This is a genomic window from Amycolatopsis thermophila (assembly GCF_030814215.1).
Lineage (GTDB): Bacteria > Actinomycetota > Actinomycetes > Mycobacteriales > Pseudonocardiaceae > Amycolatopsis_E > Amycolatopsis_E thermophila.
This window is the reverse complement of sequence record NZ_JAUSUT010000001.1, coordinates 1,223,703-1,248,608: the sequence shown is the minus strand read 5'-3', so window position 1 is coordinate 1,248,608 and position 24,906 is coordinate 1,223,703. Positions and strand designations below refer to the sequence as shown.

General features: G+C 72.5%; 24 protein-coding genes. 17 read left to right on the top strand and 7 right to left on the bottom strand.

Annotated elements, in window-relative coordinates; all coding sequences use genetic code 11:
* Window positions 1-213 precede the first annotated feature (213 nt).
* From FB470_RS06140 to FB470_RS06130, 3 genes are read right to left on the bottom strand one after another with little or no spacing between them, the layout of a single operon-like run.
* The gene (locus FB470_RS06140; protein ID WP_306989431.1) at window positions 214-1,059 is read right to left on the bottom strand and encodes an alpha/beta fold hydrolase; all 846 of its coding nucleotides are present in this window, start codon (window positions 1,057-1,059) and stop codon (window positions 214-216) included.
* The gene (locus FB470_RS06135) at window positions 1,056-2,408 is read right to left on the bottom strand and encodes an Rv3212 family protein (RefSeq protein WP_306989428.1); all 1,353 of its coding nucleotides are present in this window, start codon (window positions 2,406-2,408) and stop codon (window positions 1,056-1,058) included. Before FB470_RS06135 ends, FB470_RS06140 begins: the two co-directional genes overlap by 4 nt.
* A gap of 45 nt (window positions 2,409-2,453) precedes the next feature.
* On the bottom strand, window positions 2,454-4,067 hold the full coding sequence (locus FB470_RS06130) for a DEAD/DEAH box helicase (RefSeq protein WP_306989427.1): 1,614 nt from the start codon (window positions 4,065-4,067) through the stop codon (window positions 2,454-2,456).
* 336 nt (window positions 4,068-4,403) lie between these two features.
* On the opposite strand from FB470_RS06130, the gene FB470_RS06125 reads away from it, so the two are divergent.
* Window positions 4,404-5,051, top strand: coding sequence for a ferritin-like fold-containing protein (locus tag FB470_RS06125; protein ID WP_306989425.1), 648 nt, complete (start codon window positions 4,404-4,406; stop codon window positions 5,049-5,051).
* A 42-nt stretch (window positions 5,052-5,093) separates the two neighbouring features.
* Window positions 5,094-5,324 carry a DUF3107 domain-containing protein gene (locus FB470_RS06120; protein WP_306989423.1) on the top strand — a complete coding sequence of 77 codons (231 nt, stop codon included), beginning with the start codon at window positions 5,094-5,096 and terminating at the stop codon, window positions 5,322-5,324.
* 54 nt (window positions 5,325-5,378) lie between these two features.
* On the opposite strand, the gene FB470_RS06115 is transcribed toward FB470_RS06120, so the two are convergent.
* On the bottom strand, window positions 5,379-5,696 hold the full coding sequence (locus FB470_RS06115) for a DUF4873 domain-containing protein (protein ID WP_306989422.1): 318 nt from the start codon (window positions 5,694-5,696) through the stop codon (window positions 5,379-5,381).
* Window positions 5,686-6,444 carry a TetR/AcrR family transcriptional regulator gene (locus FB470_RS06110; protein ID WP_306989420.1) on the bottom strand — a complete coding sequence of 253 codons (759 nt, stop codon included), beginning with the start codon at window positions 6,442-6,444 and terminating at the stop codon, window positions 5,686-5,688. Before FB470_RS06110 ends, FB470_RS06115 begins: the two co-directional genes overlap by 11 nt.
* Window positions 6,445-6,505: 61 nt before the next feature.
* Here FB470_RS06110 and FB470_RS06105 point away from each other — a divergent pair, with 61 nt between their 5' ends.
* Window positions 6,506-7,411 carry an AurF N-oxygenase family protein gene (locus FB470_RS06105; RefSeq protein WP_306989419.1) on the top strand — a complete coding sequence of 302 codons (906 nt, stop codon included), beginning with the start codon at window positions 6,506-6,508 and terminating at the stop codon, window positions 7,409-7,411.
* Window positions 7,408-8,301 carry an alpha/beta fold hydrolase gene (locus tag FB470_RS06100; RefSeq protein ID WP_306989418.1) on the top strand — a complete coding sequence of 298 codons (894 nt, stop codon included), beginning with the start codon at window positions 7,408-7,410 and terminating at the stop codon, window positions 8,299-8,301. The genes FB470_RS06105 and FB470_RS06100 overlap by 4 nt, the downstream gene beginning before the upstream one ends.
* Window position 8,302: 1 nt before the next feature.
* Here FB470_RS06100 and FB470_RS06095 read toward each other — a convergent pair whose 3' ends face one another.
* A complete protein-coding gene (locus FB470_RS06095; RefSeq protein WP_306989417.1) occupies window positions 8,303-8,941 on the bottom strand; it encodes a TetR/AcrR family transcriptional regulator in 639 nt (212 codons plus the stop codon).
* Window positions 8,942-9,025: 84 nt separating this feature from the next.
* Between FB470_RS06095 and FB470_RS06090 the strand changes: the two genes are divergently transcribed.
* From FB470_RS06090 to moeZ, 3 genes are all read left to right on the top strand, one after another.
* Window positions 9,026-10,036 carry an alpha/beta fold hydrolase gene (locus FB470_RS06090; protein ID WP_306989416.1) on the top strand — a complete coding sequence of 337 codons (1,011 nt, stop codon included), beginning with the start codon at window positions 9,026-9,028 and terminating at the stop codon, window positions 10,034-10,036.
* A gap of 82 nt (window positions 10,037-10,118) precedes the next feature.
* Window positions 10,119-11,228: a DUF3152 domain-containing protein gene (locus FB470_RS06085; protein ID WP_306989415.1), complete on the top strand. Its 1,110-nt coding sequence runs from the start codon at window positions 10,119-10,121 to the stop codon at window positions 11,226-11,228.
* Window positions 11,229-11,324: 96 nt separating this feature from the next.
* Window positions 11,325-12,503 (top strand): adenylyltransferase/sulfurtransferase MoeZ, encoded by a 1,179-nt coding sequence (gene moeZ / locus FB470_RS06080; protein WP_306989413.1) that lies wholly within the window; start codon window positions 11,325-11,327, stop codon window positions 12,501-12,503.
* Between the two features lie 48 nt (window positions 12,504-12,551).
* On the opposite strand, the gene FB470_RS06075 is transcribed toward moeZ, so the two are convergent.
* The gene (locus tag FB470_RS06075; protein ID WP_306989412.1) at window positions 12,552-13,406 is read right to left on the bottom strand and encodes an alpha/beta hydrolase family protein; all 855 of its coding nucleotides are present in this window, start codon (window positions 13,404-13,406) and stop codon (window positions 12,552-12,554) included.
* A gap of 24 nt (window positions 13,407-13,430) precedes the next feature.
* Between FB470_RS06075 and FB470_RS06070 the strand changes: the two genes are divergently transcribed.
* The 10 genes from FB470_RS06070 (at window position 13,431) to FB470_RS06025 (ending at window position 24,834) form a co-directional block, all read left to right on the top strand.
* Entirely contained in the window at window positions 13,431-13,844 is a 414-nt protein-coding gene (locus FB470_RS06070; RefSeq protein WP_306989410.1) for a helix-turn-helix domain-containing protein, read from the top strand.
* 40 nt (window positions 13,845-13,884) lie between these two features.
* Window positions 13,885-14,691: a TIGR02569 family protein gene (locus FB470_RS06065; RefSeq protein ID WP_306989408.1), complete on the top strand. Its 807-nt coding sequence runs from the start codon at window positions 13,885-13,887 to the stop codon at window positions 14,689-14,691.
* Between the two features lie 124 nt (window positions 14,692-14,815).
* Window positions 14,816-16,897, top strand: coding sequence for a molybdopterin oxidoreductase family protein (locus FB470_RS06060; protein ID WP_370876448.1), 2,082 nt, complete (start codon window positions 14,816-14,818; stop codon window positions 16,895-16,897).
* A complete protein-coding gene (locus FB470_RS06055; protein ID WP_306989406.1) occupies window positions 16,894-18,336 on the top strand; it encodes an FAD-dependent oxidoreductase in 1,443 nt (480 codons plus the stop codon). The genes FB470_RS06060 and FB470_RS06055 overlap by 4 nt, the downstream gene beginning before the upstream one ends.
* 10 nt (window positions 18,337-18,346) lie before the next feature.
* Window positions 18,347-19,711, top strand: coding sequence for a nitrate/nitrite transporter (locus tag FB470_RS06050; protein WP_306989404.1), 1,365 nt, complete (start codon window positions 18,347-18,349; stop codon window positions 19,709-19,711).
* 32 nt (window positions 19,712-19,743) lie between these two features.
* Window positions 19,744-22,290: a nitrite reductase large subunit NirB gene (gene nirB, locus FB470_RS06045; RefSeq protein ID WP_306989402.1), complete on the top strand. Its 2,547-nt coding sequence runs from the start codon at window positions 19,744-19,746 to the stop codon at window positions 22,288-22,290.
* The gene (gene nirD / locus FB470_RS06040) at window positions 22,287-22,637 is read left to right on the top strand and encodes a nitrite reductase small subunit NirD (protein ID WP_306989401.1); all 351 of its coding nucleotides are present in this window, start codon (window positions 22,287-22,289) and stop codon (window positions 22,635-22,637) included. Before nirB ends, nirD begins: the two co-directional genes overlap by 4 nt.
* Window positions 22,634-23,746 (top strand): uroporphyrinogen-III synthase, encoded by a 1,113-nt coding sequence (locus FB470_RS06035; RefSeq protein WP_306989399.1) that lies wholly within the window; start codon window positions 22,634-22,636, stop codon window positions 23,744-23,746. Before nirD ends, FB470_RS06035 begins: the two co-directional genes overlap by 4 nt.
* A complete protein-coding gene (locus tag FB470_RS06030; protein WP_306989398.1) occupies window positions 23,743-24,426 on the top strand; it encodes a sirohydrochlorin chelatase in 684 nt (227 codons plus the stop codon). The genes FB470_RS06035 and FB470_RS06030 overlap by 4 nt, the downstream gene beginning before the upstream one ends.
* Window positions 24,427-24,522: 96 nt before the next feature.
* Window positions 24,523-24,834, top strand: coding sequence for a hypothetical protein (locus FB470_RS06025; protein ID WP_306989396.1), 312 nt, complete (start codon window positions 24,523-24,525; stop codon window positions 24,832-24,834).
* Window positions 24,835-24,906 lie beyond the last annotated feature (72 nt).

Sequence of the window (24,906 nt, the reverse complement as noted above, 5' to 3'; positions counted from 1 at the left end):
CCCGGAACCGGCGCACCCACATGTGCCCGGTCGCCCGCGACACCCCCATCTCCGCCGCCACATACGCCGTACTCCGTCAACCGGGCATTGCGGCGAGACACGAAGACCTCCGCTCGTCGGGGAAGGCGTCGGACACCTTCACCCCACACGGAGGTCTTCCTGATCGACCCGACGCGCCGACCACACCATCGACAACGTCCATGGGCACTACAGCTAGCGAGGCCACCCCAGCCACTCCCGCCACGCGGGGAGCAGCACGCGTAACAGTGCGACCGGGTTTTCGGTGTTCGGGGAGTGCGCGGCGCCCGTGATGAGCTCGAACGGCGCGCCCAGCCGCGCGGCCATCTCGCGTTGCGTGGCCACGCTCCACGCGTCGTCGCGTTCGCCGGCCACCACCAGCGTCCGGACGCCCGTCGCGGCCAGCTCGGCGACCCGGTCCGGCTCGGTCCGCAACCCCGCGGCCATCCCGAGCAGTCCCGCCGGGCTCGACGCCAGGAACCGCAGCCGCAGGAAGTCCTTCAGCTCCGCGGGCAACGCCGCCCACATCGGCGACCGCGCGCTCACCTGCTCGCGCACCCGGTACACCCCGTCCAAACCGGACGTCCGCAGCACCGGCTCGCCCACGCCCAGCGCCTGCCGCCGCGCGCCCTCGGGCAGCTCGCCGGGCCCGCTGTCCAGCAACGTCAGACCCGCGACCGGCGCGCCGGCCAGCACCGCGGCCCGCGCGACCAGACCACCGTAGGAGTGCCCCAGCAGCACCACCGGCCCCTCGGCCGCGAGATCCTCGACCAGCGCGGCCACGACCGCGCCCAACGCGGACGGCAGGTACGCCGCCTCGTCCTCGGGGCCGGGCGACTCGAACTGGCCGGGCAGGTCGATCGCCACCGCCCGGAGCCCGTCGGCCGCGATGCCGTCCAGCAGCGGCGCGAAGTCCTCTTTGGACCCCGTGTAGCCGGGCACCAGCAGGGCCGTCGCCTTCGCCGGGGCCGGGGTGCGCAGCGCGGCCAGGTTCCGGTAGCGGACCTTCTCCGCGCCGTGCGGGGTGAGCTGGGCGGTCACGACAGCGCGACCACGGTGTCGCCGCGCTGTTCCAGCAGCACCGGGCCCAGCGCGGCCAGCCGCACCGTGCCGGTGTAGCCGTGCCGGTCCACCGCGATCGTCCGGATCGTCGAGCCGTCCGACTCGTTGAGCACCGCCAGCCCGCCGTCGATCGGCACGACCAGCTGGTGCGCGAAGGTGACCCCCGGGCCGCGCGCGCCGTTCAACGTCCACAGTGGAGTCAAGGTGTCCCGGGAGAACGCCATCATCTTCGAGCCGGTGTACCAGTACACGTTCGCCGACGTGGTCGTCGTCGCCGCCACCCGGCCCGGCGGGTCCTGCGCCAGATCGGCCTGCGGCACGTCCAGCGGGTAGGCGGCGGTCTGGTCGCCGTCCTGGTCGTAGAGCACCAGCAGCTTCTGGTCCGGCATCGCCACCGCGGTGAAGTCGCCGGACATCGCGACCACCTTCGCGTCCCGTCCCGGCATGATCGCGCTGAACGACAGCTGCGGCTGGTCCGACTCCTTGGGTACGGCCTTCATCACGGACAGCCGGTCGCCGGGGTCGCCAGGGCACCGCTCGATCACGCCGATGCGGCCCGACGCCATGGCGACCGAGCCGTAGGTGCACCCCGTCCGCGGCTGCTTGTCCGGGTTCACCAGCGCGGGAACCCGGCCGTACTCGTTGGTCTCGACGAGGTCGTCCCGCCAGGTCACGAGCAGGTCCTGGCCGGTCGCGGTGACCTGGCTGCCGTCGCCGACCAGGCCGGTGCCCAGCTCGGCGCTGCCGGTGCGCTGCGCCTTGCGCTGCCCGGTGTCGATGCCGAGCGCGACCACCTCGGAGCAGCCGGACTCGCCGTTGACGCCGTCCTTCCGGTACACCGCCAGCACCCGCCCCCAGGCTTCGGTGGCCGTGCACAGCGACAGGTCGCGCGCGTAGCGCCAGCGGACCTCGCCGGTCATCGGGTCGCGCCCGGTGATCTCCCCGCCGTTGGCCGTGGCCACGGCCGCGCCCTCGGCGATCGGCACCGGCGCCGCGCCGCTGGGTGCCCGCCACAGCTCGCGCAGCGTCGCCGGCACGGTCGCGGGTGACGGCGGCAGGGGAGTGCCGGGTGCGGACGTCTGCTGCACCGTCGCGCGGCTTTCGCTACCGGCCCAGATCGCGAGCCCGGTGGCGACCACGACCACGGCGATCACGACGGCGATCACCCGGTCGCGACGGCGGTTCCACGGCGAGCGCCGGTCCCGCCGCGGCGCGGCGGGACGGACCGTGGCGGGCGGGCCGGCCAGCACGTCCTCCGCGCCGATCAGCTCGGTGGCCTCGCCGCCCTGGGGACGACGGTGCCGTCCCCCCTCCACGGGCTCGCTCACGTTCCTGCTCCCGGTGTCCGGCGGCGCCTGCAGCGCCGGTCGACCTCAGTCTGCCGAACCCGGTGTATCAGACGTGTTCGCCGTCGCGCCCGCCGAACCCGAACGGCGACGGCGGCGCCGACGCGCCGGACGCTCCGCCGACTCGCCGGCCTCGCGCTCGGCCGGGCCCTTGTCCGCCGGCCCCGAGGCGTCACCGACCGCCTTGCCACCGCGCGTGCGGCGGCGCGGACGGCGCTCCTCGCCGGACGACTCGCCGGTGGCCTCGGCCGGCTCGCCCTCGGTGCCCTTCGCGCCGCGCGTGCGACGACGGGTGCGGGTGCTGCCACCGGAGCGGCGGCGGCCGCCCATCTGCTCCTCCGGCTCGGCCGACAGGCCGGCGCGGGTGCGCTTGGACAGCGGCAGGCGCCCGGTGGCGTCCTCCGGGATGTCCAGGTCGCTGAACAGGTGCTTCGACGTCGAGTACGTCTCGACCGGCTCGGCCAGGTCGAGCTTGAGCGCGTCGTTGATGCTCTGCCAGCGGTGCATGTCGTCCCAGTCGACCAGCGTGATCGCGACGCCGGTCTTGCCCGCGCGGCCGGTGCGGCCGATGCGGTGCACGTAGGTGCTCTCGTCCTCGGGCGTCTGGTAGTTGATCACGTGCGTCACGTCGGTGACGTCGATGCCGCGGGCCGCCACGTCGGTGGCCACCAGCACGTCGACCTTGCCCGAGCGGAACGCGCGCAGCGCCTGCTCACGGGCGCCCTGGCCCAGGTCACCGTGCACCGCGGCGGCGGCGAACCCGCGCTCGGCGAGGTCGTCGGCCACCTTCTGGGCGGTGCGCTTGGTGCGGGTGAAGATCATCGTCAGGCCGCGGTCCCTGGCCTGCAGGACGCGGGCGATGAGCTCCGGCTTGTCCAGCGAGTGCGCCCGGTAGGCGAACTGGGTGGTGCGCTCGTGCACCGCGCTCGAGTCGTTCTCCTCGGCCCGCACGTGCGTGGGGCGGTTGAGGAAGGTGCGCGCCAGCTTGATGATCGGGTCCGGCATCGTGGCCGAGAACAGCATCGTCTGCCGCTCGTCGGGCACCATGCCGAGGATGCGCTCGATGTCCGGGAGGAAGCCCAGGTCGAGCATCTCGTCGGCCTCGTCCAGCACCAGCGCGCGGACCTTGCCCAGGACCAGCGCCTTCTGCTCGGCGAGGTCGAGCAGGCGGCCGGGGGTGCCGACGACCACGTCGACGCCCTTGCGCAGCGCGCTGATCTGCTGCTCGTAGGGGCGGCCGCCGTAGATGGCCAGCGTCTGCACGTCCAGGTGCTTCGCGGCGTCGGTGATGTCACGCGTGACCTGCAGGCACAGCTCGCGGGTCGGCACGACGACGAGCGCCTGCGGGGTTCCGTCGCCGGGGCTGACCAGGCGCTGCAGCAGCGGGACGCCGAAGCCCAGCGTCTTGCCCATGCCGGTGCGGGCCTGGCCGATCAGGTCGTCACCGGCCAGCGCGAGCGGCAGCGTGAGGGCCTGGATGGCGAAGGTGTGCTCGATGCCGGCCTCGGCGAGCGCCCGCACGATCTCGGGGCGAACACCCAGCTCGGCGAAGGTGGGGGTGGCGGGCTCGACGTGGTCGGCCTGCAGGGGGTGCGAGGTGTCGGTGTCCGGGACGCCGCTCTCGCTGTGCTCGAGGGTCACCGGGTCGATCTGGTTGTTGTCGGATTCGGTCGCGGTCAGTGTGATCGCCTCTCTCTACCAGCGCGCACGGCCTGGTCGAGATTCGGCACTCAACCGGCGGGAAGGTCCACCGGGATTGCCTGGACGGCGTGCACGCGCATTACCTGCCGCTCGCCCTGCGCCCGGGTGTGCTCGTCCTCCGGCGAGTCGAGGCGGGGGTGCCTCGGGTGGGGCGCATCTGAGCGAATGCGGTAGCTTTCCCGTCCAATTGTAACCGGTGCGGCGCCGGCCTCGGTATTTCGGCCCGGTGTGTCCACGTTAGATTCGTCTCCTCGTAGCGGCGGTACGCTCACGGCCGTGACACGAGAGATCAGCGAAGGCGTCGTCGACCTGCTCGGGGTCATCGCCTACGGCGAGCTGTCCGCGTTCGACCGGATGGCCGAGGACGCGCGCCAGGCGCCCACCCTGTCCGGCCGCGCGGCGCTGTCGGCGATGGCGGCCGCCGAGATCGGGCACTACGACATGCTGGCGAAGTTCCTCGCCGACCACGGCAGGCGGGTCGAGGACGCGATGGAGCCCTTCGTCGCCCGCTTCGACGCCTGGCACGCGTCCACCGCGCCGAGGTCGTGGCTGGAGTCGCTGGTCAAGGCCTACGTCGGCGACGGGCTGGCGGCCGACCTGTACCGCGAGGTGGGCAGCTGGCTGGACCCGGAGACCAAGGACCTCGTGGTGACCGTGCTCGCCGACACCGGGCACTCGGCGTTCGCCGAGCGGGAGGTCGCGGCCGGCATCGAGGCCGACCCGAAGACGCGCGACAAGCTGGCGCTGTGGGGGCGGCGGCTGCTCGGCGAGGCGCTCACCCAGGCGCAGTACGTGGTGGCCGAGCGCGACCCGCTGGCCGAGCTGATCGTGTCCGGGTCGGGCGACCTGTCGGGAATCGCCGGGCTGTTCCGCCGGTTGCAGCAGGGGCACGCCAAACGGATGCAGAAGCTCGGGCTGGGCTAGCCTGGGCGGTGGAGAACGTGGCAGAACGAGCCGGAGGTACAGGTGGAGGTCAAGATCGGCATCAAGGACACGCCGCGTGAGCTGGTGGTGTCCAGCGGCCAGTCGGCCGAGGAGGTCGAGAAGCTGGTCGCCGACGCGCTGAAGACCGCGGACGGCCTGTTCAGCCTCACCGACGACAAGGGCCGCAAGTTCATGGTCCCCTCGGACCGGATCGCCTACGTCGAGATCGCGCCCTCGGACGTGCGCCGGGTCGGTTTCGCGGTCGGCTCGTAAGCCTCCGACGAACGAAGGGGCGCCCACCTGGACCAGGTGGGCGCCCCTTTTTCGCTACCCGGCCAGTTCGGCCAGGGTTGTGGGCACCGTGAACGGCGGGGTGCTCGTCCCGAGGACGCGGTAGCGGCCCCACGGGTCCGGGTCGGCGAACTCGCCCGTCGCGGAGCCCTCCGGCGTGCGGATCTCGCCCGTCTTCTTGCGGCCGCCGCACAGCGCGTCCAGCTCGGCGTTCGGCGCGATGCGGCCGTACCAGCGGTAGTAGCCGTCGATCGGCTGGAAGTGGCCGCGCAGCTCCACCTCGACCGCGATCTCGGTGCCCTCGACCACCACCTGCGCGGGACCGGTGTAGCCGTCTTCGTCGTCAGCCGACATCCGTCTCCTCCTTCGGGCGTCCCCGTCCGAGCTGGACGATCTTGTTCTCCTCCAGCGGCTTGTCCGGGTCGATCGTGACCCCGTGCTGGCGCGCGAGCCCGTCGATGGCGGCCCAGATGATCTGCGTCAGGTACTCCACGACGCTGTCGCGGCTCATCGACCGGCGCTCCAGCCACCACTCTCCGGTGTTCTGGACCATCCCCACGATCCCGTAGGCCCACGGCTCGGCCGCGCCGGAGTCCATGTTGAACATCCGCATGTAGTCGCCGAGCAGGGCGGTCAGCGCCGTGGCGATGAGCTCCTTGTCCTCGGCCACCACGTCGGCGTCGGCCTGCTTGCCGGCGAACGACCCGCGCACCAGCAGCCGGTACAGGTTCGGGTGCTCCTCGATGACGGTGAAGAACGCGTCCAGCGCCATGCGGATCCGCGGCACCGGCGCCAGCTCGGCGTTGATCGCCGGGACCAGGCGCGAGAACAGCAGCTCCGTGCCGCGCTGGCCGAGCGCGTCGTAGAGGTCGGCCTTGTCCGCGAAGTGCCGGTACAGCACCGGTTTGGTGACCCCGGCGGCGACGGCGACGTCGTCCATCGCCAGGTCCGGGCCGTGCTCGTCCAGTGCCTTCAGCGCCGCCTCGACGAACTCCGCCCGCCGCTCGACCCGGTGCTTGCGCCAGCGGTCCCGCCGGGCGTCGCCGGTCGCGGGTTCACCGGCCGTCGGGTGTTTGCCGCTGCGCTTGACACGATCCGTCACGCGCTTCAAGCTACCAGAGGTAACTGTTACCACGGGTTACACAATCAGTGGGGAGCACGCGATGACGCGAACGCTGGACGACCACGGCCGGGAGAAGACCGCGGAGCGGTTGCTGAAGTCCTCGGCGAACAAGTTCTACGACCCCGAGGTCGACATCGACTGGAACGCCCCGCTGGCCGAGGGCAAGCCGTTCCAGCTGGAGCACCGCAGCTCGCTGTACGGCACGCACCTGTGGGACCGGCTCACCCCGGAGCAGCGGCTGGAGCTGGGCAAGCACGAGCTCGCCAGCATCGCCAGCAACGGCATCTTCTTCGAGGTCCTGCTGATGCAGATGCTGCTCAAGGAGGTCTACAACTCCGACCCCACCAAGCGGCACGTGCAGTACGCGCTCACCGAGATCGCCGACGAGTGCCGCCATTCGACGATGTTCGCGCGCTCGGTCGAACGGCTCGGCGCGCCGGCGTACGGACCGGTCAAGATCGTGCACCGGCTGGGCAAGCTGCTGCCGTTCATCGGGTACGGGCCCGCGCTCTACGGCTCGATCCTGGTCGCCGAGGAGATCCTCGACCGCATCCAGCGGGAGAGCATGGCCGACGAGAACATCCAGCCGCTCGTGCGCATGGTCAACCGCATCCACGTGCTGGAGGAGGCGCGGCACGTGACCTTCGCGCGCGAGGAGGTCACCCGCGGCATGGCGAACCTGGGCCGGGTCGAGCTGTTCTACCAGCGCTGGCTCATCGCGGTGGTGAGTTTCGCCATCACCCGCAGCCTGATCAACCCGCGCGTCTACCAGGCGGTCGGGCTCAACCCGCGCGAGGCGTGGGAGACCGCGATGAAAAACCCCCACTGGCACGAGACGCTGCGCTGGTCCGGCGAGCGGATCATGGCGTTCCTGGACGAGGCCGGGCTGGTCGGCTCGCCGGGCACGTACTGGTGGCGCAAGTCCTTCCTGCTGGGGGCCCGATGACGGCGACGGTCCGGCGTAGGGGGACGGACCGTCGCTTCACCACCGGCGACGGCACCGCCCTGCACGTCGATCTGTCCGGGCCGCGCGACGCCGCGGTCACCCTGGTCCTGGTGCACGCGTGGACCCAGGACCACCTGGAGTGGGACCCGGTGCTGCCGCTGCTGCCCACCGGCGTCCAGGTGCTGCGCTACGACCACCGCGGGCACGGCCTGTCCGAGCCGGCGCGGCCGGGCACCGCGACGGTCGCGCAGCTGGCAGACGACCTCGCCGAGCTGATCGCGGAGCTGGTGCCCGAGGGCAAGCTCGTGCTGGCCGGGCACTCGATGGGCGGGATGACCGTGATGGCCCTGGCCGAACGGCACCCGGACCTGGTCGCGTCGCGGGTCGCCGGGGTGGCGTTCATCGCCACGTCCTGCTGCGACATGGACCGGCTCACGCTGGGCCTCGACGGCACCGCGGGGCGGGTCGCGGCCCGCGTGGACAAGGCGTTCGGGCGGCTGCTGAACCGCTGGGGTGCCGAGCACGTGCCGATCCCGGCACCGCTGGCGCGCCCGTCGGTGAAGTGGCTGGCGTTCGGGAAGAAGGTCCGACGGGCCGACGTGCGGGCGATGACGGAGCAGTTCCTGCGGGCGCACCCGCGCAGCGTGGGCGGGTTCCGCGACTCGATGTCCGAGCACGACCGGCGCAAGGCGCTGGCCACCCTGCGCGACACGCCCGCGGTGGTGCTGGTGGGGGACCGGGACCGGATCACGCCGGTGCACCACGCGCGCGTGATCGCCGAGGAGCTGCCGGACGCGGAGTTCGTGCTGTTCCCGGGCGCCGGTCACGAGCTGACCTACGAGCGGACGCGGGAGGTGGCGGCCCGGCTGAGCCGCCTGCTGAAGGTCTGAGCTACGCCTCGCCGGGGGCGTGCTGGAGCGGGAAGCCGCCGCCGATGCCGCGCCAGGCGAGCGTCGCGGTCAGGGCGACGGCCTCCTCGCGGCTCATCGTGCTGTGGTGGGCCAGCCAGAACCGGGCGCTGACCTGGCTCAACCCGACCAGGCCGACCGCCAGCAGGCGTGCGCGGCCCTCGTCCAGGCCCGCGTCCGAGGTGATGGTCTCGGTGATCGCGTTGACGCACTCGGTGGTCGCGCGGTCCACGGCCTCCTGCACGACGGGCTCGCCGCGCAGGTCGGACTCGAAGATCATCCGGAAGGCGCCGGTCTCGCTGGCGACGAAGTCGAAGAAGGCGCCGACGGCGGCGCGCACGCGCAGCTTGTTGTCGGTGGTCGAGGCGAGCGCCTCGCCCACCCGGGCGACCAGCTCGTCGACGTGGTTCTCCAGCAGGGCCGTGTAGAGGTCGAGCTTGCCGGGGAAGTGCTGGTACAGCACGGGCTTGCTGACACCGGCCTGCTCGGCGATCTCGTCCATGGCCGCCGCGTGGTACCCGTTGGCCGAGAAGACCCGCTGCGCCGCGGCCAGAAGCTGAGCGCGCCGCTCGGTCCGGGGCAGCCGGACTCCCCGCTGTTGCGCCGCCGCAGTCTCCGTCATGCTTTCCTCCCAAAGAACCCGTTCGAGATTACTCGCCGGTATCGCCGAGTCGCCAAGGGCCGGGTGGGTAGGCATCCTGAATCCATGACCGACACCGTCCCGAGTTCCCGGCCGGCCCCGGACGCCGGGGCGCCCCGGGTGCCCGTCACCCACGTACCGCTGTCCACTCGTGAGTTACCCGAACTCGACCCGGAACTCCCGCCGTGGCCCGGCGGTACGGAACACGTCGGCGGCGTTTCCCTGCACGTCCGGCGCACCCCGGGCGCCGAGGAGGAGACCGTGCTCTACGTGCACGGGCTCGGCGGCTCGTCGACGAACTGGACGGACCTGGCCGCGCTGCTGGCGCCGACCGCGGGCGGGGTGGCCGTCGACCTGCCCGGGTTCGGGTTCTCCGAGCCGGAACGGGCCTTCGACTTCAGCCTCGACGCGCACGCCGAGGTGGTGCGGAAGTTCGCCGAAGGCCTGGACCGCGGGCCGGTGCACCTGGTCGGCAACTCGATGGGCGGCGCGGTGGCGCTGCTCCTCGCGGCCCGGCACCCGCACCTGGTCAAGACGCTCACGCTGATCTCGCCGGCGATGCCCGACCGGCGCCCCGACCCGCGGCGGCTGTCCGATCCGCTGATGGCGCTGGCCTACCTGCCGCTGCTGGGCCGCAGGGCGCGCCGCAAGCTGGCGGCCTACACCGCACGGGAACGCGCGCAACAGGTCATCAAGCTGTGCTTCGCCGATCCGGGTTCCTTCCCCGAGCACCGGATGGCCGAGCTGGTCGAGGAGCACTCCGCGCGCGCCGAGCTGGCCTGGGCGAACACGGCGATGTCGCGCAGTACGTTCGGCATCTTCCGGACCTGGTTCGCCCGCGGCGCCGCGTCGCTGTGGCGGGTCGCGCCGACGGTGACGGTTCCGACGCTGGTGGTGTGGGGCACCGAGGACAAGGTGATCTCGGTCCGGCGGGCCGCCCGTACCGCCGAGTTGCTGCCGCGCGCTCGGCTGCTCGTCCTACCCCGCACCGGCCATGTGGCGCAGATGGAACGCCCGGTTGTCGTAGCGAAGGCGATTCTGGGTATGTGGGAACAGGTGGCCGCCGGTTCGTGGTAGCCCATTCGAGTGACGTCGAGCCCGCAGAGTGACGGGTTGGTCGCGCGTTGCGTAACTCTGCGCATGTGGCAATCTGGGAGCCGTGAACCGGGCGAGCAGGGGCGAGCGTGGCGAGGGGCGGCGGACGCAGTACGCACCTTCCCCGGACCGGTCGTCGGTCCGCCTGAGCGAGGACCGCTACCGCCCGCGCAGCCGCCGCGTCCAGGCCGAGCCGCTGGCCGCGTCCTGGAAACCGCCGCAGGCGCAGCTCGAGCAGGACCCGGAGGAGGCCCGCGAGGCGCGTCGCCGCCGGGGCAAGGTGCGCCGTCTCGTCGGCACCTACGGCTGGCGGGTGTACGCCCTGCCGGTGCTGGTCGTGATCACCGTCCTGGTGGCGTTCAACACCGCGGGTGAACCGGCGCCGCCGTCGAACTCGGCCCAGTCCAGGGAGGGCGTGGGCGTCGAAGATCCGGGGCCGGAGGAACAACCGGCCCCGCCCCGCGACCTGAACATCCCCACCGCCGAGCTGCCCACCGGCGGTGGTTTCACGCAGAGCGGCGCGATGGCCTACCACGTGGTGCCGGTGCCGCCCGACGGCGTGAGCGGCAAGGAGGTCGGCAGCGGCGGGACCGTCTACCACTACACGATCGAGGTCGAGAACGGCATCGACCCGTCCAGCTACGCCGGCGACGACGCGTTCGCCAGCGCCGTGGAGCGGACCCTGTCGGACGTGCGCAGCTGGATCGGCACCGGCAAGGTCAAGTTGCAGCGGGTCGGCGCGGACGCGCCGGACATCGACTTCCGCGTGAGCCTCACCACTCCGGACACCGCGAAGCGGCCGGACGTCTGCGGGTTCGACATCCAGTTCCCGACGTCGTGCTACTCGCGGTCGTTCGACCACCGCGTGGTGATCAACCTCGCCCGGTGGGTGCGCGGCGCGCTCGCGTTCACCGACCTCGGGCTGTACCGGCAGTACGCGATCAACCACGAGGTCGGGCACGCGCTGGGCAACAGCCACGTGGGCTGCAAGGAGAACGGCGCGCTGGCGCCCGTGATGATGCAGCAGACGTTCGGGGTCTCCAACGACTACGTGGCCCAGCTGAACTCGGTGGACAAGTACAACTCGAAGGCCGTGCCCGCGGACGGCAAGACCTGCGTGCCGAACGCGTGGCCGGTGCTCGACTTCGGCGACAAGGTTCCCGGCGGCGGCTGATTCCCACATCGTGGGAGGCCGGGAAGAGTCCGGTTGCGCTGCGTGTTGTGGATACTGGGGGAAGCGACACTGACAGCCGCGCGATTTGGAGGACCGATGGCAGGCACACTGCCGCCGCTCGTGGAGCCGGCGGCCGAGCTCACCAAGGAAGAGGTGGCCCGCTACAGTCGGCACCTGATCATCCCGGATGTCGGGATGGACGGGCAGAAGCGGCTGAAGAACGCGAAGGTCCTGGTCATCGGTGCCGGTGGCCTCGGCAGCCCCGCTCTGCTGTACCTCGCAGCCGCCGGTGTGGGCACGCTCGGCGTGATCGACTTCGACGTCGTCGACGAGTCGAACCTGCAGCGCCAGGTCATCCACGGTCAGTCCGACATCGGCAAGCCCAAGGCCGTCTCGGCCAAGGAGTCGATCGCCGAGATCAACCCGTTCGTCGACGTCATCCTGCACACCGAGCAGCTGACCACCGCGAACGCGCTGGACGTGTTCCGCGGGTACGACCTGATCCTCGACGGCACCGACAACTTCGCGACCCGGTACCTGGTCAACGACGCCGCCGTGCTGCTGGGCAAGCCGTACGTGTGGGGTTCGATCTTCCGGTTCGAGGGCCAGGTCAGCGTGTTCTGGGAGGACGCGCCGAACGGGCAGGGCCTGAACTACCGCGACCTCTACCCCGAGCCGCCGCCTCCGGGCATGGTCCCCTCGTGCGCCGAGGGCGGCGTGCTGGGCGTGCTGTGCGCCTCGATCGGCTCGATCATGGTGACCGAGGCGATCAAGCTGATCACCGGTATCGGTGAGCCGCTGCTCGGCCGCCTGATCAGCTACGACGCGCTGGAGATGCGCTACCGCGAGGTCAAGATCCGCAAGGACCCGGAGACGCCGAAGATCACCGAGCTGATCGACTACGAGGCGTTCTGCGGTGTCGTGTCGGACGAGGCGCAGCAGGCGGCGTCGGGCAGCACCATCACCCCGGCCGAGCTGAAGGCCAAGTTCGACGCGGGTGAGGACTTCGCGCTCATCGACGTCCGCGAGCCGCACGAGTACGAGATCGTGAACATCAAGGGCGCCAAGCTGATCCCGAAGGACCGCATCCTCTCCGGCGAGGCGCTGGCGGAGCTGCCGCAGGACAAGCCGATCGTGCTGCACTGCAAGTCGGGCGCGCGGTCGGCGGAGGCGCTGGCGGCGCTGCACCGGGCCGGGTTCAAGGACGCCACCCACCTCGGTGGCGGCGTGCTGGCCTGGGCCAACCAGATCGACAAGAGCCTGCCGACCTACTGAGCCGGCTCTGGTGACAGGCCCGCCGCGGTTCGCCGCGGCGGGCCTTTCTCATCGCTGGATCCAGCTCGCGATGTCGTCGATCACCGCGGCGTCCACGTGCTGCCGTTCGGCGTACTGGGCCGGTGTCGAGGGTTGCGTGCCGGGGAAGAAGAGGTGGTCGGCCGCCTCGTGCACCCGGATCGTGACGTCGTCGCGGTCCGCGAGCCCGGCGCGCCAGCGGGCGAGGTCGTCGGCGACGGTGACCTGGTAGTCGCGGCCGCCCTGCAGGATGAGGATCGGACGGTCCACGGCGGCGGCCGTGGCGACGGGGTCGTAGTCGCGCAGGTCCAGCCAGTACGACGCGGGGAACCCGAACAGCAGGTCCTCGGCCGGGGCCGACGGGGTCAGCTGGCTCACGGCCGCCGCCTGCCGGGTGATCGCGTCGACCAGCTCGGCCGGCACGGCGCCGATCGACCGGAGGTGCCGCGCGACCCGCACCGCGGCCTCGTGCATCGGCTGCGTATCGCCGGCCAGGATCACCAGCCCCGCGACGGGCGGCTCGGACGCGGCGACCCGGGGCGCCGCCTTGCCGCCCATGCTGTGCCCCACCAGGAACACCCGATCGGACTCGGTGGCGACCAGGCGCACCGCGGCGACGGAGTCCGGCACGTACTCCTCGGCCATCGTCACCCCGCCGGACCGCTTGTCGAACCGGACCACGGCCACGCCCCGGCTCGCCAGGCCCCACGCCAGGTCCTTCAGCGGCTTGTTCGGGCCGCTCGTCTCGTCCCGGTCCACCGGCCCGCCACCGGCGAGCAGCACCACGCCGGGCCGCGGGCCGGACGCCACGGGCAGCGTCAGCGTGCCGGCCACCTCGTGTTCGACGAACGACTCCGGGACCGCGTAGTCCGGGGGTTCCCACATCCACGCGAGCGGCTGCCCGGCGTCTTGAAGGCCACCGTCTACCGGCACGTCGACGTGCTCGCCGGCGCCGGCGTCCTCGAAACGGCGGGGGAGCGGCGCGTCCGGGGGGCGGTCGAGCGGCGCTACCGGCTGCGGCGGGACCAGGCGGTCATCGACCCCGCCGACCTCGGCACCGAGGATTACCGGAAGGCGTTCGCCGCCGCCGTCGCCACCCTGGTCGCCGAGTTCGGCGCCTACCTCGACCACGACCCGGACCCGGTGCGCGACCAGGTCGGCTTCCGGCAGCACGCGCTCTGGCTGAGCGAGGCGGAACGGGACCACCTGATCGCCGGCCTCCGCCAGGCGATCACGCCTCACCTGACCAACGACGCCACCGGCGAACGCTCCCGCTACCTGCTCAGTCCGATCCTCTTCCCGGCCGCCGAGCCGGAGGCCTGACCGCGCCGAAAACGTCGTCCCGGCGGGGTAATCTCGGCGCGTGTCCGCCGGTCCGAGAGCACGCCAGCCCCCACCGGGCGCCGTGCTGATGGCGTTCGGGCTCAGCGGCACCACGCCCGAACCCCTCCCGGGCGGCCGCGCCCACCGCTGCCGTGACACGGTGCTCACCCCGGTCGAGGATCGTCCGAAGGCCCTCTGGCTCGCGCAGACCCTCCACGCACTGGACGTGCCGGACCTGCGCATCGCCCGTCCGATCAGGGCCAGGGACGGCCGGTGGATCGTCGCCGGCTGGTCCGCGCGCCACTTCCTCACGGGCGCGCCCCAGCACCGGCACGACGAGATCATGCTCGCGGCCCTCAAGCTCGCGCACGCCCTGTCCGGCCTGCCCCGGCCCCCGTTCCTCGGCGCCCGTACCGATCCCGACGCGATCGCCGACCGGGTCGCGTGGGGCGAGGCCGACGTGCCCGTGGACGAGGCCAAGGGCGGCCGCTGGTTCGAGGTGCTCGCGGTCGCGCGAAGACCCGTGGACCTGCCGGACCAGGTGGTGCCCGGTGACCTGTTCGGCGCTGTGCTGTTCGACGGGGACGCGCCGCCGGGCATCGTCGACTTCGACCCGTTCCACCGGCCCGCCGAGTGGGGCGCCGCGGTTGCCGCCGTGGACGCGGTCGCGTGGGGGGACGCCGCGCCCGAGTTCCTCGAGCGCTGGGCCCACCTGCCGGAATGGCCCCAGCTGCTGTTGCGCGCCGTGCTGTTCCGCTTGGCGGGCAACGCGCTCAGCCCGCGCGCCACGGCCGCTTCGCTGGACGGTCTGCGCGCCGCGGCGGCCGCGGTGAGCGAAATCCTGTAGCCCGCGTCACTTCTCACCGGGCACCGCCGGAAACGCCGTAGCAATGTCAAACGCCTGAAACATTCGGGAGTTTCCAGGTAACACGCCGTTCCTACCGTCATCACCACGACGGAAGGAGGTGCGCGTGACGCTCACGGCAGAACCCCGGGCCGCGGTGGCCACCCACTGCCCCTACTGCGCCCTGCAGTGCGGGATGAGCCTGTCCGGCACCGCTGTCGCACCCCGCGAGTTCCCCACCAACGGCGGCGGCCTGTGCCAGAAGGGCTGGACCTCGGGCAGCCTGCTCACCACCCCGGCGCGGCTGACCACGCCGCTGGTCCGGGTGGACAGCGACCTGGTGCCCGCGACCTGGGACGACGCGCTCGACCTCGTCGCGCGCCGGATCACCGAGGTGCAGGCCGAACACGGCCGCGACGGCGTCGCGCTCTTCGGCGGCGGTGGCCTGACCAACGAGAAGAGCTACCTGCTGGGCAAGTTCGCGCGGGTCGCGCTGCGCACTTCGCAGGTCGACTACAACGGACGGTTCTGCATGTCGTCCGCGGCGGCGGCCGGCACCAGGGCGTTCGGCCTCGACCGCGGCCTGCCGTTCCCGCTGACCGACATCGGTGAGGCCGACGCGGTCCTGCTGGTCGGGTCGAACCCGGCCGAGACGATGCCGCCGTTCATGCAGCACCTGCGCAAGGCGATCGACGCCGGCGGGCTGATCGTGGTGGACCCGCGCCGAACCCCGACCGCCGGGCAGGCGAGCCTGCACCTCGCGCCCGCGCCGGGCACCGATCTCGCGCTGGCGCTGGGCATCCTGCACGCGCTCGTCGCCGACGGCCGCCTCGACCGGTCCTATGTGGACGAGCGCACCCGCGGTTTCGAGGCGGTGTGGCAGATCGCGGCCCGCTGGTGGCCGGAGCGCGTCGAGCGGATCACCGGCGTCGCGGCCGCGGACCAGCGGCGTGTGGCCGCCCTGCTGGCCGGCGCACGCAACGCCTACATCCTCACCGCACGGGGCACCGAGCAGCACGCGAGCGGGTCGGACACCGTCAGCGCGTGGATCAACCTCGCGCTCGCGCTCGGCCTGCCCGGCCGCGCGGGCTCCGGCTACGGCTGCCTCACCGGTCAGGGCAACGGCCAGGGCGGCCGCGAGCACGGTCAGAAGGCCGACCAGCTGCCCGGCTACCGCAAGATCGACGACCCGGCGGCCCGCGAGCACGTCGCCGGGGTGTGGGGCGTGGACCCGGCTTCGCTGCCCGGCCCGGGCCGGTCCGCCTACGAGCTGCTCGACGCGCTCGGCACCGAGACCGGCCCCAGGGCGATGCTCGTCTTCGGCAGCAACGTCGTGGTGTCGGCCCCGCGGTCGGCGCACGTCGCGGAGCGCCTGGGCAGCCTGGACCTCCTCGTGGTTGCGGACTTCGTGCTGTCGGAGACCGCCGCGATGGCCGACGTCGTCCTCCCGGTCACGCAGTGGGCCGAGGAGAGCGGGACGATGACCAACCTCGAGGGCCGGGTCCTGCTGCGGCAGCGCGCGCTCGACCCGCCGTCCGGGGTGCGCAGCGACCTGGAAGTCCTCAGTGGACTCGCGCAGCGCCTGGGTCAGCCCGCGGAACGCTTCCCCACCGACGCCGAGACCGTCTTCGCCGAGCTCCGCGAGGCCTCGCGGGGCGGGCTCGCGGACTACTCCGGCATCACCTACGACCGCCTGCACGCCGGCGAGGCGCTGTACTGGCCGGTGCCGGGCACCGGGCACGCCGGCACGCCGCGCGTGTTCCTGGACTCCTTCGCCCACGCCGACGGGCGCGCCCGGTTCGTGCCGGTCGAGCACCGCGGCCCGGCCGAGCCCACCGACGACGAGTTCCCGCTGATAGCCACCACCGGACGGGTGCTGCAGCACTACCAGTCGGGCGCCCAGACCCGGCTGGTCGCCGAGCTGAACGCCGTGGTCGCAGAGGCCTACGTCGAGGTGCACCCGGACACCGCCGCCCGGCACGGCCTCGCCGACGGTGACTGGGCGCGCGTCGTCTCCCGGCGCGGGGAGACCACGGCGCGGGTGCGCTGCCTCGCCTCCATGCGCCCGGACACGGTGTTCCTGCCCTTCCACTTCCCCGGTGCGCAGCGGGCGAACCTGCTGACCAACCCGGCCCTGGACCCGACGAGCCGCATGCCCGAGTTCAAGGTGTGCGCGGTTCGCCTGACCCCGAAGGACGGTGCGGAATGACCCGCAAGGTGGTGGTGCTCGGCTACGGCATGGCCGGGGCCCGGCTCGCCGACGAGATCCGGGCCCGCGACCCCGAAGGCACCCGCGTCACGCTGACCGTCATCGGCGAGGAGCCGCACGCCGCGTACAACCGGGTCCTGCTCTCCGCCGTCGTCGCCGGCACCATGCGGCCGGAGATGGTCCGGCTGCACGACGCGGACTGGGCCGCGCGGCACAACATCGACCTGCGCACGGGCGTCAAGGCCGAGCACATCGACCGCGCGGCGCGCCGCGTCCGGACGACCGACGGTTCCACTGTGGACTACGACGCGCTGGTGCTGGCCACCGGCAGCCGCCCGTGGCTGCCGCCGATCGAAGGTCTGACCCTCGACGACGGCACCCCGGCGCCGGGTGTGGTCACCTTCCGCACGCTCGACGACTGCGACCGGATCCTGGACGCGGCCAAGGCCGGGGCGCCGGTCGCGGTGCTCGGCGGCGGCCTGCTCGGCCTGGAGGCGGCGCGCGGGCTGGCCGGCCGCGGCAACCTGGTCACGGTCGTGCACCCGGTCGGCCACGTGATGGAACGCCAGCTCGACGCCGGTGCCGGACGGGTGCTCGCCCGCGCGCTGGGCGAGTTGGGCATCGATTTCAAGCTCGGCGCCGGCGCCGCCCGCTACCTGCCCGGCGACGGCCTCAAGCTCGACGACGGCAGCAAGGTCCACGCCGACCTCGTGGTCGTCAGCACCGGGGTGCGGAGCGAGACGACGCCGGCCGTCGAGGCCGGCCTGGCGGTCGACCGCGGCATCGTGGTCGACGACGCGCTGCGCACCAGCGACGGCCGCATCCACGCGATCGGCGACTGCGCCCAGCACCCCGGCACCGTCTCCGGGCTGGTCGAACCGGCCTGGCAGCAGGCCCGGGTGCTGGCGGACCTGCTGACCGGCACCGACGTGGCGGCGCGCTACCGCGGCACGCGGGTCATCACCAAGCTCAAGGCCCGCGGCATCGACCTCACCGCGCTCGGCGACGTCCACGCCGACGCCGGTGACACCGACGCCGAGGTCGTGTGCCTGACCGACGCGACCCGCGGCCGCTACGCCAAGCTCGTGGTGCGCGAGGAGCGGGTGACCGGCGCGATCCTGCTGGGTGCGCCGGATGCCGCCGCGACCATCACGCACCTGTTCGACCGGGGTGTCCCGGTTCCCGAAGACCGGCTCGCCGTCCTGCTGGGACGCGCGTTGCCCGCGGGGGCGACCGTCGCGTCGAGCCCCGCCGACCTCCCGGCGGCCGCCGTCGTCTGCCGGTGCAACTCGGTGACGAAGGGCCGGCTGGTCGAGGCGTTCCGCGCCGGGGCCACCGACGTCACCGGCCTCGCCTCCGTGACCAGAGCGACGACCGGATGTGGCAGCTGCCGTGACGCCGTGTGCGGCATCGCCGACTGGCTCGCGACGACCGCTTAGGAGTGTGCACATGACGACGACCACCACCGCGCGCAAGCGCTGGATCGAGCACTGGGATCCGGAGAACGAATCGTTCTGGGAGGCAGGCGGCAGGAAGATCGCCAACCGCAACCTGTGGTTCTCGATCTTCTCCGAGCACATCGGGTTCTCCGTCTGGACACTGTGGTCGGTCATGGTCCTGTTCATGGGGCCGCAGTACGGGTTCTCGGCCGCGGACAAGTTCCTGCTGACCTCGACGCCGACCCTGATCGGCGCGATCGCGCGGCTGCCCTACAGCTGGGCGGTGGCGAAGTTCGGCGGTCGCAACTGGACGATCGTCAGCGCCTCGCTGCTGCTGATCCCCAGCGTCGGCGCGGCGATCGTGATGGAGCCGGGCACCCCGCTGTGGGTGTTCCTGGTCGTCGCGGCTCTCGGTGGCGTCGGCGGCGGCAACTTCGCCTCCTCGATGACCAACATCAACACCTTCTTCCCGGAGAAGGCCAAGGGCGTGGCGCTGGGGCTCAACGCGGGCGGCGGCAACCTCGGGGTGGCCGTGATCCAGCTGGTCGGCCTGCTGATCATCGCGACGGCGGGCACCGGCGCGCCGCGGATCATCCTCTACATCTACATCCCGCTGATCGTGGTCGCCGCGGTGTGCTCGGCGCTGTTCATGGACAACATCGCCTCCGTGCGGCGCGACCAGAAGGCGATGCGCGAGGTCGTCGGCGACGCCCACACCTGGCTCATGTCGTTCCTCTACATCGGCACCTTCGGCTCGTTCATCGGCTACAGCTTCGCCTTCGGCCTGGTGCTGCAGAACCAGTTCGGCCGCACCCCGCTGCAGGCCGCCGCGGTGACCTTCCTCGGCCCGCTCCTCGGGTCGCTGGCCCGCCCGGTCGGTGGGCGGATCGCGGACAAGCTGGGCGGCTCCCGGGTCACGTTCTGGACGTTCGTCGGCATGGCGGTGATGACCGCGATCCTGATCATCGCGTCGAACACGCGGTCGCTGGCGCTGTTCACCACCGCGTTCATCGTGCTGTTCGTGCTGACCGGCGTTGGCAACGGCTCCACCTACAAGAGCATCCCGGCCATCTTCCGCACCAAGGCGAAGGCGGCGATCGCGGCCGGCGCCGACGAGACGGCCGAACTGCTCAAGGCCCGCAAGCGGTCCGGTGCGCTGATCGGACTGGCCGGCGCGATCGGAGCGCTCGGCGGCCTGTTCATCAACCTGGCGTTCCGCCAGTCGTTCCTGGACACCAAGAGCGGGGTGCCGGCGTTCGCCGGGTTCCTCGTCTTCTACGGGGTGTGCTTCGCGCTCACCTGGGCGGTCTACCTCCGCAAGTCGGACGCCCCGGTGAGCGAGCGCGGGCTGGCGCTGGCCGGCGCGCGGGTCTGAAGCAGCACGAACGCGAGCAGGAGGTTCCGGTAATGCGCACACTCGTCGTCGTCGGCAACGGCATGGTGGGCCACCGCCTGGTGGAGGCACTGCGGGACGAGGACACCGAGGGCACCTGGCGGGTGGTCGTGCTCGCCGAGGAGCCGCGCCCGGCCTACGACCGGGTCGCCCTGACCTCCTACGTGGACGGGTGGGACGTCCGGGCGCTCACCCTGTCCGGTTCGGACTACGCGGGCGACGACCTGGTCGAGTTGCGGCTGGGCGACCCCGTCACCTCGGTGGACCGCGCGGCGAAGACGGTCACCACGGCCGCCGGGCACGTGCAGCCCTACGACGCGCTGGTGCTGGCCACCGGTTCGCGCCCGTTCGTGCCGCCGGTGCCGGGGCACGACCTGCCGGGGTGCTTCGTCTACCGCACAATCGAGGACCTGGACGCGATCCGGGCGGCGGTCGAGCGGGCGAAGGCGACCAAGCGCGGCCGGGCCGCGGCGATGGTCGTGGGCGGTGGCCTGCTCGGCCTGGAGGCGGCGAAGGCCCTGCGCGACATGGGCCTGTCGCCGCACGTGGTCGAGATGGCGCCGCGGCTGATGCCGATCCAGGTCGACGAGGGCGGCGGCCGGCTGCTGCGCAAGCTGGTCACCGAGCTCGACCTGACCGTCCACACCGCGACGTCGGCGGAGAAGATCGAGCAGGACGGCGATCGCCTGTTCACGAGGCTGACCAACGGCACGGAGCTCGACCTGGACCTGGTGGTGTTCTCCGCCGGCGTCCGCCCGCGCGACGACCTCGCCCGCTCGTCCGGACTGGCGGTCGGCGAGCGCGGCGGCATCATCACCGATCTGGCGTGCCGCACGAGCGACCCGGACATCTGGGCCGTCGGCGAGTGCGCCGCGGTCGAGGGCCGCTGCTACGGCCTGGTCGCGCCGGGGTACACGATGGCCGAGATCGTCGCCGCGCAGCTGCTCGGCCGTGCCGGCGAGTTCCCCGGTGCGGACCTGTCCACGAAGCTCAAGCTGATGGGCGTGGACGTGGCCAGTTTCGGCGACGCCCACGCCACCACGGAGAACTCCGTCGAGGTCGTGCTGTCCGACGCGGTCGGCGGCTACTACAAGAAGCTCGTGGTGTCCAGCCCTGACGAGCACGGTGGATGCGTCCTCTTGGGCGGTGTGCTGGTCGGCGACGCGAGCGCCTACAACCTGCTCCGGCCACTGGTCGGCAGCCCGCTGCCGGCCGACCCGGCCGCGATGCTCACGCCCGACGGAAGCGCGGGCGGCGGTGTGGGAGTGGATGCTCTGCCGGACGAGGCGCAGATCTGCTCGTGCAACGCGGTCAGCAAGGGCGCCATCACCAGCGCGATCCACGACGACGGCTGCGACAGCGTCGCGAAGATCAAGGGCTGCACCAAGGCGGGCACGACGTGCGGTTCGTGCGTGCCGATGCTGGCCAAGCTGCTCGACGCCTGCGGGGTCGAGCAGTCCACGGCGCTGTGCGAGCACTTCGCCCACTCGCGCCAGGAGCTGTTCCAGATCATCAGCGCGACGCGGCTGACCACGTTCGGCGAGCTGATCGCCAAGCACGGCACCGGTTCCGGGTGCGAGATCTGCAAGCCGGCGGTCGCCTCGATCCTGGCCACGCTCGACACCACCCACCGCGAGGGCGGTCACGTCCTGTCCGGCGAGCAGGCCGCGCTGCAGGACACCAACGACCACTTCCTGGCGAACATGCAGCGCAACGGCACGTACTCGGTGGTGCCGCGGATCCCCGGCGGCGAGATCACCCCGGCGAAGCTGAAGGTGATCGCCGAGGTGGCCGAGGAGTTCGGCCTCTACACCAAGATCACCGGTGGCCAGCGGATCGACATGTTCGGCGCGACGGTGGACCAGCTGCCGTTCATCTGGAAGCGGCTGGTGGACGCGGGCATGGAGTCCGGGCACGCCTACGGCAAGTCGCTGCGCACGGTGAAGTCCTGCGTCGGTTCCACCTGGTGCCGCTACGGCGTGCAGGACAGTGTCGGGCTGGCCGTCGAGCTGGAGCTGCGCTACCGCGGCCTGCGGTCGCCGCACAAGCTCAAGTCCGGGGTGTCCGGCTGCGCGCGCGAGTGCGCGGAGGCCCGCGGCAAGGACTTCGGCGTGATCGCGACCGAGAAGGGCTGGAACCTCTACGTCGGCGGCAACGGCGGCGCGCTGCCGCGGCACGCCGAGCTGCTGGCGTCCGACCTGGACAAGGACACGCTGATCACCTACATCGACCGGTTCCTGATGTTCTACGTCCGCACCGCCGGCCGGCTGCAGCGCACCGCGCCGTGGATCGAGGAGATGGACGGCGGCCTGGACCACCTGCGCGCGGTCATCGTCGACGACAAGCTCGGCATCTGCGACGAGCTGGACGCCGCGATGGCCAAGCACGTGGAGAACTACGCCGACGAGTGGCGCGGCGTGATCGAGGACCCGGAGAAACTCGCCCGGTTCACCTCGTTCGTGAACGCGCCGGGCACCCCCGACCCGACCGTGTCGTTCCGCGAGGAACGCGACCAGAGAGTTCCCGTTCTGCTGGGTGTTCCGGAGGTGGTGTCGCGATGACCGCGGTGGAGGAGAAGCGCTCGACCGGCGTGGTGGAGGTCTGCGCGTTCGACCGGCTGATCCCCGGGCGCGGGGTGGCCGCCCTGCTGCCCGACGGCAGGCAGGTGGCGATCTTCCGCACCGTGGCCGGCGAGGTGTACGCGCTGTCCAACGTGGATCCGTTCACCAGGGCCGCCGTGCTGTCGCGCGGGATCATCGGCGACGTCGGTGGCGTGCCGCACGTCGCCTCGCCCATGCTGAAACACCGCTTCGAGCTGGCCACCGGCCACTCGCTCGAGGATGACGCGGTGGCTGTCCGCACCTACCCGGTGCGGGTGGTCGAGGGCGTGGTGTACGTCCAACCATGATCGACTCCCCGCCCACCCTCCCGCTCGCCGGTTTCGCGGTCGGTATCACCGCCGCGCGCCGCGCGGACGAGCTCGGCGCCCTGCTGGTGCGCAAGGGCGCGACCGTGCGGTACGGGCCGGCGATCCGGATCGTGCCGCTGGCCGACGACACCGAGCTGCACGCCGCGACGGAGCGGTTGCTCGCGGAGCCGGTCGACGTCGTGGTGGCGACCACCGGGATCGGGTTCCGCGGCTGGGTCGAGGCGGCCGAAGGCTGGGGCCTGGGTGAGGCGCTGGTCGAGCAGCTGGGCAGGGCGTCCCTGCTGGCGCGCGGTCCGAAGGCGCGTGGCGCGATCCGGGCGGCCGGGCTGTCCGAGAGCTACTCGCCGGCGTCGGAGAGCAGCGCCGAGCTGGTGCAGCACCTGCTGGAGTCCGGTGTGGAGGGTCAGCGGATCGCGGTGCAGTTGCACGGCGAACCGCTGCCGTACTTCGTGGAGTCGTTGCGGGAGGCCGGTGCCGAGGTGATCGAGGTGCCGGTGTACCGCTGGGTCGGGCCGTCCGATCCGGGGCCGCTGGACCGGCTGATCGACGCGGTGCTGGACGGTTCGGTGGACGCGATGCCGTTCACCAGCGCGCCGGCCGCGGCGAGCACGCTGGCGATGGCCAAGCGCACCGGACGGCTGGCGGCGCTGGTCGAGGCGCTGACCCGCCGGGTGCTGGTCGCGTGCGTCGGGCCGATCACCGCCGCGCCGCTGGCCGCCGTCGGGATTCCCACGGTCCAGCCGGAGCGGGCGCGGATCGGCGCGCTGGCGCGCACCGTCGCGCAGGCGCTGGTGGAGCGGTCGCCCAGGCTGTGCGCGGCCGGGCGGCAGATCGAGCTGCGTGGCCAGGCGGCCATTGTGGACGGTCACCTGCGCGAGGTGGCGCCCGCGCCGATGGCGGTGCTGCGGGCGCTGGCCCGCGAGCCGGGCCGGGTGGTGTCGCGGCGCGAGCTGACGGCCGCACTGCCCGGCGGCGGTGAGGAACACGCGGTGGAGACCGCGATCGGGCGGCTGCGCACGTCGCTCGGGGAAGGGAAGCTCGTGCAGACCGTGGTGAAGCGGGGATACCGGCTGGCGGTGGAACGGTGATCGTGCTGGCGGCGCACGGAACGCGGGACCCCCGGGGCGCGCGGGTGGTGGAGGAACTGGCGGAGCGCGTGCGGGCCCGGACACCGGTGCCGGTGCGCGTGGCCTACGCCGACGTGCGGCAGCCCGACGTGGCGACCGTGCTCGACTCGGTGCGCGGCTACCAGGCCGTCGTCGTGCCGGCGTTCCTCGCCGCGGGGTATCACGTGCGGACGGACATCCCGGCGCAGATCGCCGCGAGCGGGCACCGCAACACCCTGCTGGCCGACCCGTTCGGCCCGGCGCCGGAACTGGTCGGCGTGATGCGCGACCGGCTCGAGTGCGCGGGCTACCGCGCGGGTGACGCGGTGGTGCTGGCCGCGGCGGGGTCGAGCGATCCGCGTGCGCTGGCGGAGGTTCGCGTGGCGGCGGATCGGCTGGATGCCCTGCTGGAGACCTCCGTGCGGGTTGGTCACGTGGCGACGGCGCAGCCGTCGGTCGACGACGCGGTCGCGGCGGCCCGCGGACGCGGACGGCGCGTGGCGGTCGCGTCGTGGCTGCTCGCGCCGGGCCTGTTCCAGCGGAAGGTGCTGGGCGCGGGTGCGGACGTGGTCGCCGAGCCGCTCGGCGTGCACCCCGGCGTGGTCGGCCTGGTGCTGGCCCGGTACCAGCGGGCCCAGCGCCGGTCGGCGGTCGCCGCCTGAGGCTTGCGGTTCGCACACCGAAACCCGGTGGGCCACATCCGCGGCGGCCGGGTACCTCGGGTGCACGAGGAACCGACTCCCGGGAGGGACGACGCGATGACAACCGATCCTGCTCGTAGCGAGGCCGGGCCCGCCGAGGACCGGGCCGACGCGCAGGACACTACCGCCGTGCACCCGCCGGTCCCCGCCGCACCTTCGACCTGGGGCGGCAGCCCACCGGCCAAACCCGAGGCCGCCCGGCTGTCGCGGGGCATCGCGGGCATCATCGCCGCCGCGGCGCTGGTCGCCGGTGGCAGCGCGGGTTTCGTGATCGGGCATTCGGGCAGCTCGACCCAGCGGCCACCGAGCATCGGGCAGATGGGCGGTTACGGCACCCCGCCGGACGTGGGTCAGCTGGGCACCGGATGAGCCGGGCCGACGCCGAGGCGCGAGCCCGCCGCCTCGGCGCGCAGATCACCGCGCTCGACAGCGGTGGGAGCG

Coding starts and splice junctions, on each gene's coding strand:
- FB470_RS06115 (WP_306989422.1), bottom strand. CDS start 5,696: ATGTCGGCTGACGACGAAGACGGCTACACCGGTCCCGCGCAGGTGGTG.
- FB470_RS06105 (WP_306989419.1), top strand. CDS start 6,506: ATGACGCGAACGCTGGACGACCACGGCCGGGAGAAGACCGCGGAGCGG.
- FB470_RS06100 (WP_306989418.1), top strand. CDS start 7,408: ATGACGGCGACGGTCCGGCGTAGGGGGACGGACCGTCGCTTCACCACC.
- FB470_RS06095 (WP_306989417.1), bottom strand. CDS start 8,941: ATGACGGAGACTGCGGCGGCGCAACAGCGGGGAGTCCGGCTGCCCCGG.
- FB470_RS06090 (WP_306989416.1), top strand. CDS start 9,026: ATGACCGACACCGTCCCGAGTTCCCGGCCGGCCCCGGACGCCGGGGCG.
- moeZ (WP_306989413.1), top strand. CDS start 11,325: ATGGCAGGCACACTGCCGCCGCTCGTGGAGCCGGCGGCCGAGCTCACC.
- FB470_RS06075 (WP_306989412.1), bottom strand. CDS start 13,406: ATGTGGGAACCCCCGGACTACGCGGTCCCGGAGTCGTTCGTCGAACAC.
- FB470_RS06055 (WP_306989406.1), top strand. CDS start 16,894: ATGACCCGCAAGGTGGTGGTGCTCGGCTACGGCATGGCCGGGGCCCGG.
- FB470_RS06050 (WP_306989404.1), top strand. CDS start 18,347: ATGACGACGACCACCACCGCGCGCAAGCGCTGGATCGAGCACTGGGAT.
- nirB (WP_306989402.1), top strand. CDS start 19,744: ATGCGCACACTCGTCGTCGTCGGCAACGGCATGGTGGGCCACCGCCTG.
- nirD (WP_306989401.1), top strand. CDS start 22,287: ATGACCGCGGTGGAGGAGAAGCGCTCGACCGGCGTGGTGGAGGTCTGC.
- FB470_RS06035 (WP_306989399.1), top strand. CDS start 22,634: ATGATCGACTCCCCGCCCACCCTCCCGCTCGCCGGTTTCGCGGTCGGT.
- FB470_RS06025 (WP_306989396.1), top strand. CDS start 24,523: ATGACAACCGATCCTGCTCGTAGCGAGGCCGGGCCCGCCGAGGACCGG.